The organism is Paraburkholderia susongensis (assembly GCF_900177725.1).
Classification (GTDB): domain Bacteria; phylum Pseudomonadota; class Gammaproteobacteria; order Burkholderiales; family Burkholderiaceae; genus Paraburkholderia; species Paraburkholderia susongensis.
In genome coordinates this window covers 227,047-247,610 of the sequence record NZ_FXAT01000001.1, presented here as the reverse complement: position 1 = coordinate 247,610, position 20,564 = coordinate 227,047, and the positions used below count along the sequence as shown (strand labels likewise).

General features: G+C 66.6%; 13 protein-coding genes. 6 read left to right on the top strand and 7 right to left on the bottom strand.

Annotation, left to right across the window (positions count from 1 at the left end; translation table 11 throughout):
* Positions 1–4: 4 nt before the first annotated feature.
* From dapE to dapC, 4 genes are all read right to left on the bottom strand, one after another.
* Positions 5–1,144, bottom strand: a complete 1,140-nt coding sequence (gene dapE, locus B9Z01_RS01090) for a succinyl-diaminopimelate desuccinylase (RefSeq protein WP_085480420.1) — start codon at positions 1,142–1,144, stop codon at positions 5–7.
* A 124-nt stretch (positions 1,145–1,268) separates the two neighbouring features.
* The gene (locus tag B9Z01_RS01085; protein WP_085480419.1) at positions 1,269–1,634 is read right to left on the bottom strand and encodes an ArsC family reductase; all 366 of its coding nucleotides are present in this window, start codon (positions 1,632–1,634) and stop codon (positions 1,269–1,271) included.
* Positions 1,634–2,461 (bottom strand): 2,3,4,5-tetrahydropyridine-2,6-dicarboxylate N-succinyltransferase, encoded by an 828-nt coding sequence (gene dapD, locus B9Z01_RS01080; RefSeq protein WP_085480418.1) that lies wholly within the window; start codon positions 2,459–2,461, stop codon positions 1,634–1,636. Before dapD ends, B9Z01_RS01085 begins: the two co-directional genes overlap by 1 nt.
* Before the next feature lie 117 nt (positions 2,462–2,578).
* Positions 2,579–3,841: a succinyldiaminopimelate transaminase gene (gene dapC / locus B9Z01_RS01075; RefSeq protein ID WP_085480417.1), complete on the bottom strand. Its 1,263-nt coding sequence runs from the start codon at positions 3,839–3,841 to the stop codon at positions 2,579–2,581.
* A 706-nt stretch (positions 3,842–4,547) separates the two neighbouring features.
* Here dapC and B9Z01_RS01070 point away from each other — a divergent pair.
* From B9Z01_RS01070 to def, 5 genes are all read left to right on the top strand, one after another.
* Positions 4,548–5,561, top strand: a complete 1,014-nt coding sequence (locus B9Z01_RS01070) for a DMT family transporter (protein ID WP_085480416.1) — start codon at positions 4,548–4,550, stop codon at positions 5,559–5,561.
* Positions 5,562–5,709: 148 nt separating this feature from the next.
* Positions 5,710–9,228, top strand: a complete 3,519-nt coding sequence (gene smc / locus B9Z01_RS01065) for a chromosome segregation protein SMC (protein WP_085480415.1) — start codon at positions 5,710–5,712, stop codon at positions 9,226–9,228.
* 113 nt (positions 9,229–9,341) lie between these two features.
* Positions 9,342–10,655, top strand: coding sequence for a cell division protein ZipA C-terminal FtsZ-binding domain-containing protein (locus B9Z01_RS01060; RefSeq protein ID WP_085480414.1), 1,314 nt, complete (start codon positions 9,342–9,344; stop codon positions 10,653–10,655).
* A 151-nt stretch (positions 10,656–10,806) separates the two neighbouring features.
* Positions 10,807–12,918: an NAD-dependent DNA ligase LigA gene (ligA, locus tag B9Z01_RS01055; protein WP_085480413.1), complete on the top strand. Its 2,112-nt coding sequence runs from the start codon at positions 10,807–10,809 to the stop codon at positions 12,916–12,918.
* Complete coding sequence (gene def, locus B9Z01_RS01050) at positions 12,915–13,448, top strand: peptide deformylase (RefSeq protein WP_085480412.1); 534 nt, start codon at positions 12,915–12,917, stop codon at positions 13,446–13,448. The genes ligA and def overlap by 4 nt, the downstream gene beginning before the upstream one ends.
* A 135-nt stretch (positions 13,449–13,583) precedes the next feature.
* Here the strand turns inward: def and B9Z01_RS36840 are convergent, their stop codons facing one another.
* Genes B9Z01_RS36840 through map form a run of 3 tightly spaced genes read right to left on the bottom strand, consistent with a single transcriptional unit; the run spans position 13,584 to position 19,141 of the window.
* Positions 13,584–15,719 carry a pseudouridine synthase gene (locus B9Z01_RS36840; RefSeq protein ID WP_085480411.1) on the bottom strand — a complete coding sequence of 712 codons (2,136 nt, stop codon included), beginning with the start codon at positions 15,717–15,719 and terminating at the stop codon, positions 13,584–13,586.
* A 6-nt stretch (positions 15,720–15,725) separates the two neighbouring features.
* A complete protein-coding gene (locus B9Z01_RS01040) occupies positions 15,726–18,305 on the bottom strand; it encodes a [protein-PII] uridylyltransferase (protein WP_085480410.1) in 2,580 nt (859 codons plus the stop codon).
* A 26-nt stretch (positions 18,306–18,331) separates the two neighbouring features.
* A complete protein-coding gene (gene map / locus B9Z01_RS01035; protein WP_085480409.1) occupies positions 18,332–19,141 on the bottom strand; it encodes a type I methionyl aminopeptidase in 810 nt (269 codons plus the stop codon).
* A 632-nt stretch (positions 19,142–19,773) separates the two neighbouring features.
* Between map and rpsB the strand changes: the two genes are divergently transcribed.
* Positions 19,774–20,526: a 30S ribosomal protein S2 gene (gene rpsB, locus B9Z01_RS01030; RefSeq protein WP_085480408.1), complete on the top strand. Its 753-nt coding sequence runs from the start codon at positions 19,774–19,776 to the stop codon at positions 20,524–20,526.
* Positions 20,527–20,564: the final 38 nt, after the last annotated feature.

The following is a 20,564-nucleotide window of genomic DNA, read 5'->3' as shown; positions in this document are numbered from 1 at the left end:
CTCGTTACGCGATCAGTTGTTCGAGCACGCGGCGATACACGTTTTTCAGCGGCTCGATGTGGGCGACTTCGATATGTTCGTCGATCTTGTGGATGCTCGCGTTCAGCGGTCCGAACTCGATCACCTGCTTGCACATGTGCGCGATGAAGCGGCCGTCCGAGGTGCCGCCCGTCGTCGACAGCTCGGTGTCCACGCCGGTTTCGTCCTTGATCGCCCGCGCGAGCGCGTCCGACAGATCGCCGCGCGGCGTCAGGAACGGCAGGCCGCCGACGATCCATTGCAGATCGTATTCGAGGCCGTGCCTGTCGAGGATCGCGTGCACGCGCGCCTGCAGACCTTCCACCGTGCTCGCGGTCGAGAAGCGGAAGTTGAACATGACGTCCGCGTGGCCCGGGATCACGTTGGTCGCGCCGGTGCCGCTGTGGATGTTCGACACCTGCCAGGTGGTCGGCGGGAAGTATTCGTTGCCGTCGTCCCAGCGTTCGGCGACGAGTTCGGCGAGCGCGGGCGCGAGCAGGTGCACCGGGTTCTTCGCCAGATGCGGGTAGGCGATGTGGCCTTGCACGCCCTTGACGACGAGCTTGCCCGTCAGCGAGCCGCGCCGGCCGTTCTTGACCATGTCGCCGAAACGCGCGCTCGAAGTCGGCTCGCCGATCACGCAGTAGTCCATGCGCTCCGCGCGCGCCTGCAACGCCTCGACCACCTTGATGGTGCCGTCGGTGGCGGGGCCTTCCTCGTCGCTCGTGATGAGGAACGCGATCGAGCCGCGGTGCGCCGGATGCGCCGCGACGAATTCCTCGCTCGCCACCACGAAGCCGGCGATCGACGCCTTCATGTCCGCCGCGCCGCGGCCGTACAGCTTGCCGTCGCGCTGGGTCGGCTCGAACGGCGCCGAGTGCCACTGTTCGAGCGGGCCGGTCGGCACCACGTCGGTGTGGCCGGCGAACGCGAGCAGCTTGCCGCGCGTGCCGTCGACGCCGCGCTTGACGGCCCACAGGTTCGTCACGCCGTTGGATTCGATCGTCTCGTGCTCGAAGCCGAGCGCGGCGAGGCGTTCGATCAGGAGACGCTGGCAATGCTGGTCGTCGGGCGTGACGGAAGCGCGCGCGATCAGTTGTTCGGTAAGGGCGAGGGTGCCGGACATGGATTCAGTGCAAACCACTTTGAAATGAAAAAATGCCGGCGGCGGTTTTTCACCGCAGCCGGCAACAGCCTTGGAGCGACGCGTCGCGAGGCCGCGACAATCGCCAGCGAGCCGCGCTTGTGCTCTATGCAAACAGCGCCGCGTACTCGTCCGCGGAAAAGCCGAGCGATTTGACGCGCCCGTTGACCACGAGCACCGGCCGCTTGATGACCGACGGCTTGTGGATCATCAATGCAATCGCGCCCGGCTGCGTTTCCGCGGCCGCCTTCATGTCGTCGGACAGACCACGCCATGTGGTGCCGCGGCGGTTCAGCAGCGCGTCGAGCTTGACGTCCTTGAGCCAGTCCTGCACGAGCGGCTCGGTCACACCGGCCTTCTTGAAATCGTGAAACTCGAACTCGACGCCGTGTTCTTCGAGCCACACACGCGCCTTCTTCACGGTGTCGCAGTTCGGAATGCCGTAGACGACGGTTTTGGTGCCGCGCGCCATCAGTCGCCTCGCAGCAGCTCGTTCAGGCCGACCTTCGCGCGCGTCTTCGCGTCGACCTTCTTGACGATGACCGCGCAGTAGAGGCTATGCGTGCCGTCTTTCGACGGCAGGTTGCCCGCCACCACGACCGAGCCCGCCGGAATGCGGCCGTACGTGACTTCGCCGGTTTCGCGGTCGTAAATCTTGGTGCTCTGGCCGAGGTACACGCCCATCGAAATCACCGAGTTTTCCTCGACGATCACGCCTTCCACGACTTCCGAGCGCGCTCCGATGAAGCAGTTGTCTTCGATGATGACCGGGTTCGCCTGCAGCGGCTCGAGCACGCCGCCGATGCCGACGCCGCCCGACAGGTGCACGTTCTTGCCGATCTGCGCGCACGAGCCGACGGTGGCCCACGTGTCGACCATCGTGCCTTCGTCGACGTAGGCGCCGATGTTGGTGTACGACGGCATCAGCACGACGTTCTTGGCGATGAACGAGCCGCGGCGCGCGATCGCGGGCGGCACCACGCGGAAGCCGCCCGCGGCGAAGTCTTCAGCGGTGTAGTTCGCAAACTTCGAGGGCACCTTGTCGTAGAACTGGCTGTAACCGCCAGCCGGCATCGGCGCGTTGTCTTCGAGGCGGAACGACAGCAGCACGGCCTTCTTCAGCCACTGGTTGACGACCCAGTCGCCGTCCTTCTTTTCGGCGACGCGCAGTGCGCCCTTGTCGAGTTGCTCGATCGCGTGAGCGACGGCCTCGCGCACTTCGGCCGGCGCGGCCTTCGGCGACAGGTCGGCACGGTTTTCCCAGGCGGTGTCGATGATGCTCTGAAGTTGTTGCGACATATGCGTGATTTTCTGAAGGGTTGAAGTCTGGAGAAGAGGATGCGGTGCGGCTCGCGCGCGGATCAGGGACAACCCGGGCGTGCCTCGCCGGCGCCCGGTTCGCACTCAGTTGACGACTCAGCCGACAGCCCGGCTGTCACCCAGCGAGCGGCAGAAGTCGACGATCCGCCGCGCGCCTTCGGTGCATTCGTCGACATCGGCAACGAGCGCGAGACGCACGAAATTGCGGCCGGGGTTCACACCGTGCGCAGTGCGCGCAAGGAACGAGCCCGGCAGAACCGTCACATTATAGTCGGCGTAGAGGCGCTGGGCGAACCCGGTGTCCGTGAGGCCGGTACGCGAGACGTCGGCCCACAGGTAGAACGCGGCGTCGGGCAGGCGCACGTCGAGCACGTCGGCGAGCATCGGCGTGACGGTCGCGAACTTGCGCAGGTATTTCGCGCGATTCTCGCGCACGTGCGTCTCGTCGTTCCACGCGGCGATGCTCGCGCTCTGGAATACCGTCGACAACGCCGCGCCGTGATACGTGCGATACAGCAGGAACGCCTTGAGGATCTGCGCGTCGCCGGCGACGAAGCCCGAGCGCATGCCCGGCACGTTCGAGCGCTTCGACAGGCTGGAGAGCATCACGAGCCGCTCGAAGCCGCGCCCGAGCTTGTGGGCGGCTTCGAGGCCGCCGAGCGGCGGCTTCGCTTCGTCGAAATAGATCTCGGAGTAGCACTCGTCCGAGGCGATCACGAAGCCATAGCGGTCCGACAGCGCGAACAGTTCGCGCCAGTCGTCGAGCGTGAGCACGGCGCCGGTCGGGTTGCCGGGCGAGCACACGTACAGCAGCTGCGTGCGGGCCCAGACGTCGGCGGGCACCGCCGAGTAGTCGCATGCAAAGTTGCGCACCGGGTCGCTGTTGACGAAGTACGGGGTGGCGCCGCCGAGAATCGCCGCGCCTTCGTAGATTTGGTAGAACGGGTTCGGACAGAGTACGATCGCAGGCTCGTTGCCTGCATCGCTACTGCTACTGCTACTACCATGCGCGTCGCGGCGCGGGTTCAGCACCGTCTGCGCGAGCGCGAACAGCGCCTCGCGCGAGCCCGACACGGGCAGCACCTCGGTGGCCGGATCGAGCGGCGGCAGGTTGTAGCGCTGGGCGATCCATTTCGCGATCGACTCGCGCAGCGGCGCCGAGCCGAGCGTGGCCGGATACGTGGCGAGGCCGCCGAGCGAATTCACGACGGCGTCGCGGATCAGTTCGGGCGTCGGATGTTTCGGCTCGCCGATGCCGAAGCTGATGTGCGCGAGGCCGGCCGGCGGCGTGACGTCCTTGAAAAGCGCGCGCAGCTTTTCGAACGGATAGGGCTGAAGGGAGTCGAGTAGCGGATTCACGGGCGGATCGGGCCTGATCGAGGATGAACGCGGACGGATGCGGGAACGCCGGCATGCGCGCTGGCGGGTGAGCGGCGCAGGAAACGGCCGCAGAAAACGGCATCTCATGCGCTCGACGGGCCAGCCGGTAGCGGGTCGCGACGGCGAAGCGGCGATTATAGCGTGGCGCGCCCCTGGGCGCGGCGGCTGGCGGGCAAAGCGAAGTGCCGCCGGACCGGTGCGCAAAGGCGGCGGCGAGGGTCTTCGGGGTCTTCGCGCCGCGCGCAAGCAACACAACCCGCCAGGCGGCGCAACGGAATTCGCCGCAGCGGGAACGGCGCGAACCACGCACGGTTTGCGTAAAAGAATACGCAGGAGCAGCAATGTACGCAGCAGGTCAGGAGACAGCCGGCGAAAACCGGCGTGAGCGTGCCCATGTCGCGAGCGCGGCAGGTACGGCGGGCGGAGTCACGAACGGCACGGCAAGCCGGGCAGCCGGCAAGGCGGCCTGCGACGCAACCGGCAAGGTAACCGACCGGGCACTCGCCAAAGCAGCCGGAAAAGTGGCTGGCAGAGCGACCGGTAAATCAGCCGGTAAGGGTATCGACCAGGCATTCGCCCACGTACCCAACGACGCAACCCGCGAAGCGCGAACGCGAAACCCCGCCCAGGCCGCGAATCGAACCGCTAGCCAAGCCGCGAGCCGAATCGCCCGGAGCCCCGCACCATGAGCACCTGGCTTCGCAACGGCTGGCCGACGCTCGCGATCATGCTGGGTGCGTCGGTATGGGGGATGGTCTGGTATCCGCTGCGCATGCTGGCCGCACTCGGCGTCACCGGCAGCGCCGCGAGCGCGCTGACGAGCTGCGCCGGATGTCTCTTCGTGTTGCTCGTGCGCCGCCGGGCGCTCAAAACCGTGCGTTGGCACTGGCTGCTGCCCGCACTCGCGCTGGCCGCGGGCGTGACGAATCTCGGCTTCGTGTGGGGCGCGATCCACGGCCAGGTGATGCGCGTGCTGCTGCTGTTCTATCTGACACCCGCGTGGACCGCGCTCTTCGCGCACTTCATCCTGCGCGAACGCCTGACGTGGTCCGGCGCGGGTCTCGCCGCGCTGTCGCTTGCCGGCGCGATGACGATGCTGTGGTCGCCCCGGCTCGGCATTCCGGTGCCGGGCAATCTCGCCGAATGGGCGGGCCTCGCGGGCGGCATGGGCTTTGCCATGAGCAACGTGCTGATCCTCAAGACGAGCCGCGTGCTGCCGCAGATGAAGCCGGAAATGCGCACCGCGACGGTCTTCGGCGGCGCGGCAATCTTCGGCGCGTGCGCGGCGCTGTTCGAGCCGATGCCCGCGCCGCCCACGGGCGCGCATCTCGGCACCGCGGCTTTGCTCGTGCTCGGTCTCGGCCTGCTGCTCGCGTCGAACAACATGCTCGTGCAATACGGACTCGCGCGCGTGCCGGCCAACCGCGCGTCGATCATCATGCTGTTCGAGCTCGTCGTGACGGCGCTGTCCGCGTGGCTGTTCGCGGGCGAAACGCCGGGCCCGCGCGAATGGGCGGGCGGCGCGTGCATCGTGCTCGCGTCGGCGTTATCGAGCTGGATGCATCGCACGAAGGCAGTGCCGCCCGATCCCGCCATCGAAGACGTGAGCGCGCCCGGCACGTGCGATGGCAGTGAGGTTCGCGATGACCGCGGCGACCATCGTAAAGGCGGTAAGAACAGCTCACGCGCGATGGTATGATTCCCCCTCATTAGCCGGAGCGTGTGCAGCCGGCGCCCGTATCGCGAAGGCTCGCGAGTGTGCGAGGGCCGTTTCGCCGCAGCGGCGAGCGGCTCACGCACCCCGCGAGCCACCTATTCATTCTTCCTTTTCAAACAGCGAAATCGCCGTGCGTCTGACCTCGATCAAACTCGCTGGCTTCAAATCCTTCGTCGATCCCACGCATTTCCAGGTCCCGGGCCAACTGGTTGGCGTCGTCGGGCCGAACGGGTGCGGCAAATCCAACATCATCGACGCCGTGCGCTGGGTGCTCGGCGAATCGCGCGCCTCGGAGCTGCGCGGCGAGTCGATGCAGGACGTGATCTTCAACGGCTCGACCGCCCGCAAGCCCGGCAGCCGCGCGAGCGTCGAACTCGTGTTCGACAACGCGGACGGCCGCGCCGCCGGCCAGTGGGGCCAGTATGCGGAGATTGCCGTGAAGCGCGTGCTCACGCGCGACGGCACATCGAGCTACTACATCAACAATCTGCCGGCGCGCCGCCGCGACATCCAGGACATCTTCCTCGGCACCGGCCTTGGGCCGCGCGCTTACGCGATCATCGGGCAGGGCATGATCGCGCGCCTGATCGAGGCGAAGCCCGAGGAGCTGCGCGTGTTTCTCGAGGAAGCCGCCGGTGTGTCGAAGTACAAGGAACGCCGCCGCGAAACCGAGAACCGTCTGCACGACACGCGCGAGAACCTGACGCGCGTCGAGGACATCGTCCGCGAACTCGGCTCGAACCTCGAAAAGCTCGAGGGGCAGGCGGTCGTCGCCACGCGCTACCGCGAGCTGCAAAGCGACGGCGAGGAGAAGCAGCGTCTTTTGTGGCTGTTGCGCAAGAACGAGGCCGCGGGCGAGCAGGAACGCCAGCAGCGCGCGATCGAACAGGCGCAGATCGACCTCGAAGCGCAAACCGCGAAGCTGCGCGAAGTCGAAGCGCAGCTCGAAACGCTGCGGGTCGCGCATTACTCGGCGAGCGACGCGATGCAAGGCGCGCAGGGCGCACTCTACGAAGCGAATGCGGAAGTGAGCCGGCTCGAAGCGGAGATCCGCTTCATCGTCGAATCGCGCAACCGCGTGCAGGCGCAGATCGCCGCGCTTACCGCGCAGCGCGAGCAGTGGCAGTCGCAGGCTGAGAAGGCGCGGGGCGATATCGAAGACGCTGAAGAGCAACTGGCCGTCGCCGAAGAAAAAGCCGTGCTCGCCGAAGACGCCGCCGCCGCGAAGCACGACGCGCTGCCCGCGCTCGAAGCGCGCTGGCGTGACGCGCAGACGGAATTGAACGCGGAGCGCGGCGGCATCGCGCAGACCGAGCAGGCGCTCAAGCTCGAAGCCGCGCATCAGCGCAATGCCGATCAGCAGTTGCAGCAGTTGCAGCAGCGCCATGAGCGGCTGAAATCGGAAGAAGGCGGTCTCGACGCGCCCGACGAAGCGCAGCTCGAAGAGTTGCGCATGCAGCTCGCCGAGCACGAAGAGATTCTGCGCGACGCGCAAGGCCGTCTTGCCGACGCGCAGGAAACGCTGCCGCGTCTGGACGCCGAGCGCCGCGCCGCGCAGGAGCGCGTACAGGCCGAAAGCGCGCAGATTCATCAGCTCGACGCGCGGCTCGCGGCGCTCAGGCAGTTGCAGGAGAACGTGCAGACCGAGGGCAAGATCCAGCCGTGGCTCGACAAGCACGAACTGGGCAGCCTGCCGCGTCTGTGGAAGAAGCTGCACGTTGAAGCCGGCTGGGAAACCGCACTCGAAGCGGTGCTGCGCGAGCGTCTTGCCGCGCTCGAAGTGTCGAACCTCGATTGGGTCAAGGCGTTCGCGACCGACGCGCCGCCCGCCAAGCTCGCGTTCTACGCGCCGCCGGCGGCCGGTCAGCCGCCCGCGACACCGGCCGCATTGCGGGCGCTGCTGCCGCTCGTGCGCATCGACGACGCGGGCATCCGCGCGGTGCTCAACGACTGGCTCGGCCTCACGTTCGTCGCCGACGACCTGCAGCAGGCGCTCGCGATGCGCTCGCAGTTGCCGGAAGGCGGCGCATTCGTCGTGAAGGCGGGGCATGTGGTCACGCGCGTCGGCGTGCAGTTGTACGCGGCCGATTCCGAACAGGCCGGCATGCTCGCGCGTCAGCAGGAAATCGAAAATCTCGGCCGCCAGGTGCGCGCGCAGGCGCTGCTCGCCGACGAGGCGAAGGCCGCCGCGATCCGCGCCGAAGCCGCTCACACGCAGGCCGCGCAGGCGCTCGCCGAAGTGCGGCAGCAGGCCGAGCGCGCCACGCAGCGCGTGCACGCCTTGCAGATGGACGTGCTCAAGCTCAACCAGGCGCACGAGCGCTACACGCAGCGCAGCACGCAGATTCGCGAGGAGCTCGAGGAGATCGTCGCGCAGATCGACGAGCAGCGTGCGCTGCGCGCGGAATCGGAAGCGAACTTCGAGCGCCACGACGGCGAGCTGGCCGAATTGCAGGCGCGCTTCGAAGATCACCAGCTCGCGTTCGAAGCGCTCGACGAAGCGCTCACGACCGCGCGCGGCGAAGCGCGCGACCTCGACCGCGCCGCCACCGACGCGCGCTTTGCCGCGCGCAACATGGCGAACCGCATCGACGAGCTCAAGCGCAGCATCCAGGTCGCGCACGAGCAGAGCGAGCGCGTCGCGGGCTCGCTCGAAGACGCGCGCGCCGAGCTCGAAACGATCAACGAGCAGACCGCGCACACCGGTTTGCAGGACGCGCTCGACATCCGCACCGCGAAGGAAGAGGCGCTGCGCGCCGCGCGCGTCGAACTCGACGACCTCACGTCGAAGCTGCGCGCAGCTGACGAAACGCGTCTGAGTACCGAGCGCGCACTGCAGCCGTTGCGCGACCGGATCAACGAATTGCAGTTGAAGGAGCAGGCCGCGCGCATCAACGGCGAGCAGTTCGTCGAACAACTGCTCGCGGCGGGTGTCGACGAGGCCGAGTTGCAGGCGAAGCTCACGCCCGACATGAAGCCGTCGTACCTGCAGGGCGAAGTCACGCGCATCAACAACGCGATCGTCGCGCTCGGGCCCGTCAACATGGCCGCGCTCGACGAGCTGAAGGCCGCGACCGAGCGCAAGAGCTTCCTCGACTCGCAATCGGCCGACCTGACGAGCGCGATCGAAACGCTCGAAGACGCGATCCGCAAGATCGACGGCGAAACGCGCACGCTGCTGCAAAGCACGTTCGACGAAGTGAACCGTCATTTCGGCGAGCTGTTTCCGCGTCTTTTCGGCGGCGGCCAGGCGAAGCTCATCATGACTGGCGAGGAAATTCTCGACGCCGGCGTGCAGGTGATGGCGCAGCCGCCGGGCAAGAAGAATTCGACGATTCACCTGCTGTCGGGCGGCGAGAAGGCGCTGACCGCGACCGCGCTCGTGTTCGCGATGTTCCAGCTGAATCCCGCGCCGTTCTGTCTGCTCGACGAAGTGGACGCGCCGCTCGACGACGCCAACACCGAACGTTTCGCGAACCTCGTGCGGGCGATGTCGAACAAAACCCAGTTCCTGTTCATTTCGCACAACAAGATCGCGATGGAAATGGCGCAGCAACTGATCGGCGTGACGATGCAGGAGCAGGGCGTGTCGCGCATCGTCGCGGTCGACATGGAAACGGCGGCCGGTTTCGCCCAGAATATCGTTTGAGTTAAAGCCTTCGCGGGCGTGCGTATCCAGCGCAGCGGCTTGAATCGATTGCCGCGCGGGACGTGGAGCGCACACAGGGCCGCGCGGATAGAAGAATTGCTGACGGAGCATGCATGGACGAGTTGACACTCGGTTTGATCGGCGCGGGCGCCGTGGTGGTCGGGGGCGTGGTCGTGTACAACGCGTGGCAGGGCGCGAAGGTGCGCCGCAAGATGCCGCGGCCGATGCCGGCCGAGACCGCCGAGAGCTTTGCGCGGGACGAGCATGAGGAGCAGAGCCCGTTCATCGAACCGGCCCGGCCGACCACGCGGCGCGAACCCACCGTGGGCGCCGAGGCGGCGGATCCGACCGCCGCGCGCGTCGAGCCGACGTTCGGCGTGAGCGCCGCGCCGCTCGATACGCCGGCCGATATCCAGGCCGAGATGACGTCGCCGAACGGTTATCCGGAAATCGAGGGCGAAACCGGCGGCGGGCACGCCGCGGCGCCGGATGCGCAGCGCGAGCGGCCCGCCGCCGAAGCGCCCGCGGCCCAGGCGGGCCAAGCGGCACCGGCCGCACAGGAGCGCGTCGAGCCGATTCTGCCGGCGGCCACGACGATTTCGTCGGCGCCGCCCGCGATCGTCGATCGGCGCATCGACTGCATCGTGCCGATTCGCTTGAATGGCCCGGTGGCCGGCGACAAGGTGATTCCGTTTGCACAGCGTTTGCGCCGCGCGGGCAGCAAGCCGGTGCATATCGAGGGCAAGCCCGAAGGCGGCGCATGGGAGCTGCTGCAGAACGGCGCGCGCTACGAGGAACTGCGCGCGGCCGCGCAACTCGCCAACCGCAGCGGCGCGCTCAACGAACTCGAGTTCTCCGAATTCGTGACCGGCGTGCAGCAGTTCGCCGATGCGCTCGACGCATCGCCGGAATTCCCCGACATGCTCGAAACGGTGGCGATGGCGCGCGAACTCGACGGCTTCGCCGCGCAGTGCGATGCGCAACTGTCGATCAACGTGCTGTCGGACGGCGCGCCGTGGTCAGCCAATTACGTGCAGGCGGTCGCCTCGCAGGACGGCTTGCTGCTCTCGCGCGACGGCACGCGTTTCGTCAAGCTCGACTCGCGGCAAAGCCCGGTGTTCATGCTGCAGTTCGGCGACACCAACTTCCTGCGGGACGACCTCACGTACAAGGGCGGCGAGATGATTACGCTCGTGCTCGACGTGCCGGTCGCCGATGAAGACATCCTGCCGTTCCGGCTCATGTGCGATTACGCGAAGTCGCTTGCCGAGCGGATTGGCGGGCGCGTGGTCGACGACGGTCGCCGGCCGCTGCCGGAAAGCGCGCTGCTCGCGATCGAAAAGCAACTCATGACGCTGTACGCAAAGCTCGAACAGGCGGGCATTCCCGCGGGTTCGCCGGCTACGCGGCGTCTGTTCAGCCAGTAGGCCGGCGCGTTTCCCGTGTCATTGCGACGGCCGCACATCGTGCGGCCGTCGTCGTTTAAAGCTCCCAAACCGCCCATTCAGCCGGTGTAAAGGGGCACGCTTCCTGCGATAATCGGAGGTCTGAATTTCACGTTGAGAAGCGTCCGACAGCATGGCCAGACCCTCCGTTCTTCCTTCTGCAACCAGCGCTCCGGCGGAGCGGGCCGCGTGGCTGCGCGCGGAACTCGAACGCGCGAACTACGCGTATTACGTGCTCGATCAACCGGACCTGCCCGATGCCGAGTACGACAAGCTGTTCAAGGAACTGGAGCACATCGAGGCCGAGCATCCGGACCTGATCGTGCCGGATTCGCCGACCCAGCGCGTCGGCGGCGAGGTGGCGAGCGGCTTCGAGCCGGTTATTCATGAGCAGCCGATGCTGTCGCTGAACAACGGCTTTGCCGACGAAGACATCGTCGCGTTCGACAAGCGCGTCGCCGACGCGCTCGGCAAGAACGCGAGCGAGCCGCCGGTGCCGGCCGCGCCGGGGTCAGTCGCGCAGTTGCCGGTCGCGCAGTTGCCTATCGAATACGCAGCCGAGCTGAAGTTCGACGGCCTCGCGATCTCGCTGCGTTACGTCGACGGCGTGTTCGTGCAGGCCTCCACGCGCGGCGACGGCACGACCGGCGAGAACGTCACCGAAAACGTCCGCACGATCCGCTCGATTCCGCTCCGGCTCAAGGGCAAGCGCGTGCCGCACGTGCTCGACGTGCGCGGCGAAGTGTTGATGTTCAAGCGCGATTTCGAGCGCCTGAACGAACGCCAGCGCGCCGCAGAACAACGCGAATTCGCGAACCCGCGCAATGCGGCAGCGGGCAGTCTGCGGCAACTCGACTCGAAGATCACCGCGCAACGGCCGCTGTCGTTCTTCGCGTATGGCATTGGCGTGCTCGAAGGCATGGAGATGCCGGCCACGCACAGCGAACTGCTCGACTGGTACAAGGAAATGGGTTTGCCGGTCAACGGCGAGCGCGCGGTCGTGCAGGGCGCCGAAGGCCTGCTCGGCTTTTTCCGCGCGGTCGGTGAGAAGCGCGACGCGCTGCCGTACGACATCGACGGCGTGGTCTACAAGGTCAACCGGCGCGACGAGCAGGAAGCGCTCGGCTTCGTGTCGCGCGCGCCGCGTTTCGCGCTCGCGCACAAATTCCCCGCGCAGGAAGCGCTCACGAAGCTCGTCGCGATCGACGTGCAGGTTGGCCGCACCGGCGCGATTACGCCGGTTGCGCGGCTCGAGCCGGTATTCGTCGGCGGCGCGACGGTCACGAATGCGACGCTGCACAACGAAGACGAAGTGCGCCGCAAGGACATCCGCATCGGCGACACGGTGATCGTGCGGCGCGCCGGCGATGTGATTCCCGAAGTGGTCAGCGCGCTCATCGAGCGCCGTCCGGCCGATGCGCGCGAGTTCGTGATGCCGACGCAGTGCCCGGTGTGCGGCTCCCGCATCGAACGCCTGCCCGACGAGGCGATTGCGCGCTGCACGGGCGGGCTTTTCTGTCCGGCGCAGCGCAAGCAGGCGCTGTGGCACTTCGCGCAGCGGCGCGCGCTCGATATCGACGGCCTCGGCGAAAAAATCATCGATCAGCTCGTCGAGCAGAATCTCGTGCGCACCCCGGCGGACCTGTTCAACCTCGGCTTCGCGACGCTCGCGGAACTCGATCGCTTCGCCGAAAAATCGGCGCAGAATCTGCTCGACTCACTCGAAAAAGCGAAGCACACGACGCTCGCGCGCTTCATCTACGCGCTTGGTATTCGTCATGTCGGTGAATCGACCGCGAAAGACCTCGCGAAGCACTTCGGCTCGCTCGATCCGATCATGGACGCGCCGCTGGAAGAACTGCTAGAGGTCAACGACGTCGGGCCGGTGGTCGCCGAATCGATTCACCAGTTCTTCGCCGAGGAACACAACCGCACCGTGATCGAGCAGTTGCGCGCGCCGGGCAAGGTCACGTGGTCCGAAGGGCCGCCTGCGCCGAGGGCGCCGCAGGGCGTGCTGGCCGGCAAGACGGTCGTGCTGACCGGCACGTTGCCGAACCTTGCGCGCGAGGAGGCGAAGGAAATGCTCGAAGCGGCCGGCGCGAAGGTGGCGGGGTCGGTATCGAAAAAGACCAGTTACGTGGTGGCGGGCGCCGACGCGGGCACCAAACTCGCGAAGGCAGAGGAACTCGGCATCCCCGTACTCGACGAAGAAGGTATGCGCAAGCTTCTGGAGGGGTATTCATGATTCGAGAAATTCTCAGAATGGGCGATCCGCGTCTGTTGCAGATTGCAGAGCCGGTCGATCATTTCGACACGCCCGAACTGCACGAACTCGTGAAGGACATGTTCGAGACCATGCACGATGCGGAGGGCGCGGGTCTCGCCGCGCCGCAGATCGGCGTCAATCTGCAGGTGGTGATTTTCGGATTCGGCAAGAACGAGCGCTATCCGGACGCGCCGCCGGTGCCGGAGACGGTGCTGATCAACCCGACCATCACGCCGGTGTCGCTCGACATGGAAGAAGGCTGGGAGGGCTGCCTCTCGGTGCCGGGGCTGCGCGGCGCGGTGAGCCGTTTTTCGATGATCCGCTATCACGGCTTCGATCAGTTCGGCAATCCGATCGACCGCGTTGCGGAGGGCTTTCATGCGCGGGTCGTGCAGCACGAGTGCGATCACCTGATCGGCAAGCTGTATCCGATGCGGATCAACGATTTCTCGAAGTTCGGTTTTACCGAGGTGCTGTTCCCGGACCTCGACCCGAATAGCGACGATTGAGGTTGCGTGCCGCGGCACCGCCGGCGCTTGCTGGATCGTGCTGCTGCCGCGAATAGCCGGAAATGAAAAAACCCCACGCGTGTGCGTGGGGTTTTTGCTTGACGGGTGTCTTTGGCGCTTGAACGGTGAGGGCGCTCAGAACGACTCGTCTTCCGACAGATAACGCCATTGGCCCGGCGGCAGCGCGCCGAGCACTACGCGGCCCATGCGCACGCGCTTCAGGCCGATCACTTCGAGGCCGACCAGTTCGCACATCCGGCGAATCTGGCGCTTTTTGCCTTCGCGCAGCACGAAACGCAACTGCTCGCCGTTCTGCCAGCTCACCTGCGCGGGCCTGAGCGGCACGTCGTCGAGCGACAGGCCGTGGCACAGCAGCGCGAGGCTGTCGGCCGGGAAATGGCTCTCCACGTCGACGGTATGCTCGCCGTAGGCGACGCGCACCAGGTACTCCTTCTCGACCTCCGAATGGCCGCCGATCAGCTGTTTCGCGATGCGGCCGTCCTGCGTCAGCACGAGCAGGCCCGTCGAATCGATGTCGAGACGCCCGGCCGGCGCGAGCTGGCGCAGATGCGCGACGGAGAAGCGGATGTCCGAGCGGTCGCCTTCCCAGCGATTCTCGGGCGTAACGAGCGTGATGGCCGGCTGATAACCGTCTTCCGCCTGGCCCGAGACGAGACCGACCGGCTTGTGGATCAGGACGGTCACCTGGCTTGACTGCGCGGCCTCGGCGGCGGGGTCGATGTCGATGCGCTGATCCGGAAACACTTTGGCGCCGAGCGTGTCGACGCGCTCGCCGTCCACCATGACCCAGCCCTTCTCGATCCACTCGTCGGCTTCGCGGCGCGAACACAGACCGAGCCCGGACATCAGCTTCGACAGACGCAGCATGCCCGGCGCGTCTTCCTGATCGCGACGCGGCCGGCGCGGGGCGTCGGCCGTGGCCGTGCTGTCGGAGCCGCGATGTTCGGTGTTGGCCCGCGGTGCTGCTTTTTGCGGCCTGGCGGCGCGTGCCGGGCGGTCGTCGCTGAAGCGGCGTGCCGCGGACGGCAACGGTTTGTCGAAGCTGCGCTCAGGGCGGCTGGAGGAGCGTTCGGCATGCTCGCCGAACTCGCGTTTGGCGGGGGGGCGTTCGCCGCGCTCATCGCGTGGTGCGCGTGCTGGGCGGTCCGGGTGATCCGGGCGTTCGGCATAGGCGCTTTTCACGGGTTTCGCGAAGCGGCGCTCACCGCGCTCGAGCGTGCCACGCTCGCCTTCGACGCGGCGCGGGCCTTCGCCGCCACGCCGTTCCTGAGGAGCCGCGCGGTCGCTGCCAAAACGGGGGCGCTCGGACGTATCGCGCTCGCGTCGCATCGGACGCTCGCCGCGCGCTCCACCTTCCGCGGCACGGCCCGCGCCTGCGCGCGAACCGCCGAACGGGCGACGCTCGCCGTCATCGCGGCGCGGGGGCCGGTCGCCGAAACTGCGCGGGGCTCGGTCGCCGCGATCCGTGCTGCTTTCAAAACGACGCGGTGCGCGTTCGGCGCGATCGCCCGTATCGCGACGGGGCGCGCGCTCGCCACGGTCGCTTGCGCCTTCGAAGCGGCGCGGGGCGCGTTCGCTACGTTCAGTACTGTTTTCAAACCGGCGCGGTGCGCGTTCGGTGCGATCACCTGCGTCGCGGCGAGGGGCGCGCTCACTGCGATCGCTCGCGCCTTCGAAGCGGCGCGGCGCGCCTTGGCCGCGCTCGGCATCAGCCCGACGCGCGGGCCGTTCGCCACGTTCAGCGCTGCCCTCGAATCGACGCGGAGCTCGTTCGCCACGGTCACCGCCGCCCTCGAACCGACGAGGAGCTCGTTCGCTACGTTCAGCGCCGCCCTCGAACCGACGCGGAGCTCGTTCGCCACGTTCGCCTCCGCCTTCGAACCGCCGTGGTGTTCGTTCGCTGCGCTCGCTGCTGCCCTCGAAGCGGCGTGGCGCGCGTTCGCCCTCATTACGGCGCGGCGCGTCTGCCACATTCGCATCACGCTTGCGCGCAAACGCTCCTTCGGCACGTGGCGCACGCGCACCGCTCGCCGTCGGCTTACCGCCACCCGGCCTGCCGCTGCCCGGCTTGCTCCCACTCGGCCTGCCGCCGCCGGCCGCCGCGCCTGCGCGCGGCCCGCCGAACCCGCTCGTCGAAGGCTTCGGTTCTGCCGGACGGGTCGGCTTGCGCGCCGACGCGCTGCCGGAACGCACGGGGGCACGGTCCGACGACGCCGGACGCGGATGCTTCGCTGTTAATTTGGTTCGCATGAAATCTCACACTGCGATCGCGCGCAGCAACTCGGTTTCGACCTGAATTTGCAGGCGGTTGTCCGACAGGCTGTGTCCTTCGAGCAGGAACACGTCTTCGACGCGTTCGCCGAGCGTATTGATCCGCGCCGAGGCGACGCCGACCCGGTGCTCAGCCAGCACGCGCGCAATCGAATAAAGAAGGCCTGGCCGGTCGTTCGCCGACACGGACAGGATGTAGTATTGGTCGCGCTCGTCGGCCCGCAGGTCGACGCGCGGCGTGATCGGAAAGGTGCGAGACAAACGCGAGAGCCGGCCCTTCGACGGTCCCGGCAGCAGGGTGCCGTGGCCCGCGAGGCGGGCAGTGAGCTCCTGCTCGACCAGATTGGCGATGTCGCGGTAATGCACGTCCTCTTCGGTATGCGTGACGAGGAAGTTGTCGAGCGCGTAGCCGTGGCGCGTCGTGCTCACGCGCGCATCGAGCACCGACAGGCCGTTGCGGTCGAAATACGCGCAGATGCCGGCAAACAGATCGGGTTGATCCTTCACGTACACGAGCACCTGCAACGCCTCGCCGATCGGCGACGGCCGCGCGCGCACGAGCGGGGTCGGCGTTTCGACGTGGCGGTACAGCACGCGCGTTTGCCAGGCGATATCGGCCGCGTCGTGACGCAGGAAGTAGCCGACGTCGAGCTTGTCCCATAGCGCCCGTTGCGCGCCTTCCGGCACGGTTTCGAGGCGCAGCAGCGCGAGCGCCTCTTCCTGGCGCGACTTCAGTTCCGAATGCGCATCGGGCCGCGCGCCGCCGAGCACCGCGAGCGTCGTGCGATACAGGTCTTCGAGCAGCTTGCCTTTCCAGGTGTTCCAGACCTTCGGACTGGTGCCGCGGATGTCGGCCACGGTCAGCAGATAGAGCGCGGTGAGGTTCCGCTCGGTGCCGACCAGCTCGGCAAAGCGCTTGATGACTTCCGGGTCGCTCGTGTCCTGCTTTTGCGCGACCTGGCTCATCGTCAGATGCTGCTGCACGAGCCAGACGACCAGTTCGCCGTCCTCGCCGTCGATGCCGTGGTGGCGGCAGAAGCGCCGCGCATCGACCATCCCGAGCGTCGAGTGATCGCCGCCGCGGCCCTTGGCGATATCGTGGAACAGCGCCGCCACGTAGAGTACCCACGGCCGGTCGAAGTTCGCGATCAGCTGGCTGCAGAACGGGTATTCGTGCGCGTGCTCGGCGATCGCGAAGCGGCGCAGGTTGCGCAGCACCATCAGGATGTGCTGGTCGACCGTGTAGACGTGATAGAGGTCGTGCTGCATCTGCCCGACGATGCGGCGGAAATTCAGCAGATAGCGCCCGAGAACGCTCGTCTGGTTCATGAGCCGCAGCGCGTGCGTGATGCCGGCCGGCTGCTTGAGGATTTCCATGAAGAGACGCCGGTTTTCCGGATCGCGCCGCCAGTGCTGATCCATCACGTCGCGCGCGTTGTAGATCGCGCGCAGCGTGCGCGCCGACAGGCCCTTCACGCCGGGCGTCTGCTCGTACAGCAGGAACGCCTCGAGGATCGCATTCGGCTCGCGTTGGAAGATATCGTCGTCGGCGATTTCGAGCATGCCCTGCTTTTCGACGAAGCGGTTCGACAGCACGCGCGTAATGCCGCTCGTGCTCGGGAAAAGCTGTGCTTCGATGTTCTGGATCAGGATCGTGGCGAGTTGCGTGACGGCTTTCGCGGCCCAGTAGTAGCGGCGCATCAGCTGTTCGCTCGCGCGCTTCGTCGCGGTGGGCTTGTAGCCGAAGCTCTCGGCGACGGGCGTCTGCAGGTCGAACACCAGGATGTCCTGACGACGGCCGGCGATCACGTGCAGCCGCGCGCGCAGGGCCTTCAGAAAGCCTTCGTTGCGGCGCAGTTCGCGCGCCTCGCGCTCGGTGATGAGCCCGCGCGCTTCGAGTTCGCGCCAGCTGCTGCCGAAACCGGCCGCCTGCGTGATCCACAGGATCAGTTGCAGGTCGCGCAGGCCGCCCGGGCTCTCCTTGATGTTCGGCTCGAGCGCGTAGGGCGTGTCCTGGAACTTCGCGTGGCGCTGGCGCATTTCGAGCACCTTCGCCGTGAAGAACGCTTTCGGGTCGAGCGCTTCGCGGTAGCGCGCCGCGAAATCGTCGAACAATGCGGTGCTGCCCGTGATGCGCCGCGCTTCGAGCAGCGACGTGCGCACGGTGACGTCGTTGGCGGCTTCCTCGATGCATTGCGATACGCTGCGCACGCTGCTGCCGAGTTCGAGTCCGAGATCCCACGCGAGGCTGATGAAGCGCTCGATGCGTGCCGCGACATGCTCGAGCGGCGCGTCGGGCAGCAGCACGAGAATGTCGATGTCGGAGTGCGGCGCGAGCTCGCCGCGCCCATAGCCGCCGACCGCGACGAGCGCAAATTCGTCCGGCAGCGCGCAGGTGTCCCAGGCGGCGCGCAGCGAGTTGTCGGTGGCGCGCGCGAGCGCGGCCATCAACGCGTCGACGTTGGTGGCCGTTCGGAAGCGTTCCAGCAACTGGGCTTTAGCCACTTTGTAGTCCGCCTTCAGCGACGTGGCATGGGATGGGGCGACGGCTGGAACACTACTCATTGGCGGGCGTCGAGATCGGAGTCCGGTCAGGCCGTGGCCGCAACGACGGGCGGCCGCGCGGGCGTGCCGGCCGACACGGTCAGTACGTCGTAGCCGGTTTCCGTGACGAGCACCGTATGCTCCCATTGCGCCGACAGACTGCGATCCTTGGTCTTGACGGTCCACTGGTCGGGCATCGTGCGGATGTCGCGGCGGCCGGCGTTGATCATCGGCTCGATCGTGAAGATCATGCCCGGCTGCAACTCGAGCCCGGTGCCGGGGCGGCCGTAGTGCAGGATCTGCGGGTCTTCGTGGAACACGGTGCCGATGCCGTGGCCGCAATATTCGCGCACCACGCTGTAGCCGAGGCCTTCGGCGTGCTTCTGGATCGCATAGCCGATGTCGCCGAGATGCGCGCCGGGGCGCACCTGGTCGATGCCGAGCCACATGCATTCGAAGGTGGCCTGCACGAGGCGCTTCGCCATGATCGAGCCTTCGCCGACGATGAACATGCGGCTCGTGTCGCCGAAATAGCCTTCCTTGATGACGGTGATGTCGATGTTGAGCGCGTCGCCGTTCTTCAACGCCTTGTCGCCCGGAATGCCGTGGCAGATCACGTCGTTGACGGAAATGCAGGTGGCTTTCGGGTAGGGCGGGTAGCCGGGCGGCTGGTAATTGAGCGGGGCGGGAACCGTGCCCTGTTCCTTCACCATATATTCGTGGCAGAGGCGGTCGAGTTCACCGGTCGTGACGCCGGCCTTGACGAACGGCGTGATGTAGTCGAGGACCTCGCTGGCGAGCCGGCAAGCGACGCGCATCTGTGCGATATCGTGGTCGTTTTTGATGGTAATAGCCATGAGTCGGGCCTGAAATGCGATTTATTGCGGGATTATCGCACCATATTCAGGCCGCCGCAGGCTTTTGCGAGCGGGCGGGGCGTTTTTGCGGAGCGCTGCCGGGCCCGCTTGTCAGGTCGCTTGCCAGGTCGCTTGTCAGGTCTTTCGCCGGCTATTTTGCGGGTTCTTTTTGCCGGGTTTTTTTTGCGGATTTTTCTGCCCGGCAGTTAGCCCGGCAATTAAAGAGTGCGCCAGGGATCGCTTCACGCGTTGCTCCCGGCCTGCGTCGCGCTGGTGCGATCCGCGGCGCTCGCCCGGCTGCGGCGAGCCCGGCCGGGCTCTACCGGGCGGCTTGAGTCAGCCGATAGTCACGTGCTATAATCTTCGGCTAAGTCGACCTACGCCTAGTTTCATTTGGTTGTCTGCAATTTGCACGTACAGCGTGCACGTGCAGCACACCTGGGGCAGGGTGGGAAAGGCTTCTCGCGGCGCTGGTTGCCTGCGTCGCGAGCGTGGCAAAGCAGTGTAGCAGTATCAGGCAGTCCATTCGCAAGCCGGCGCACCCAGGGTGTCGACGCGCTCCCGCCAAAACGAAAAGGCGGGCGCGCCCGATGCGGCAGCCGGCTTAAGACCCAACCCTCGTGGAGAATTTCATGGCAGTTACAATGCGTCAAATGCTGGAAGCCGGTGTCCACTTCGGTCACCAGACCCGCTTCTGGAACCCGAAGATGGCCCCGTTCATTTTCGGTCATCGCAACAAGATTCACATCATCAACCTCGAAAAGACGCTGCCGATGTACAACGACGCGCTGAAGTATGCGCGTCAGTTGGCATCGAACCGCGGCACGATCCTGTTCGTCGGCACGAAGCGCCAGTCGCGCGACACGATCGCCCTGGAAGCGCAGCGCGCCGGCATGCCGTTCGTCAACGCACGCTGGCTCGGCGGCATGCTGACCAACTTCAAGACGCTGAAGGTTTCGATCAAGCGCCTGAAGGACATGGAAGCAGCGCTGGAAGCCGGTGAAACCGAGCGCATGAGCAAGAAGGAAGCGCTGCTGTTCGAACGCGAAATGGCCAAGCTGCAGAAGTCGATCGGCGGCGTGAAGGACATGGGCGGCATTCCGGACGCGATCTTCGTGGTCGACGTCGGCTACCACAAGATTGCCGTGACCGAAGCGAACAAGCTCGGTATTCCGGTCATCGCCGTGGTCGATACGAACCATTCGCCGGAAGGCGTGGACTACGTGATCCCGGGTAACGACGACGCGAGCAAGGCAGTGGCCCTGTACGCGGCTGGCGTGGCCGACGCGATCCTCGAAGGCCGTGCGAACGCGGTCAACGAAGTGGTGCAGGCTGCCCGTGGCGGCGACGGCGACGAGTTCGTCGAGGTCAACGGAGAAGCGTAAAGCTGCCCCGTGTCCGGCAAAAAAGGGGGCTTTCTACA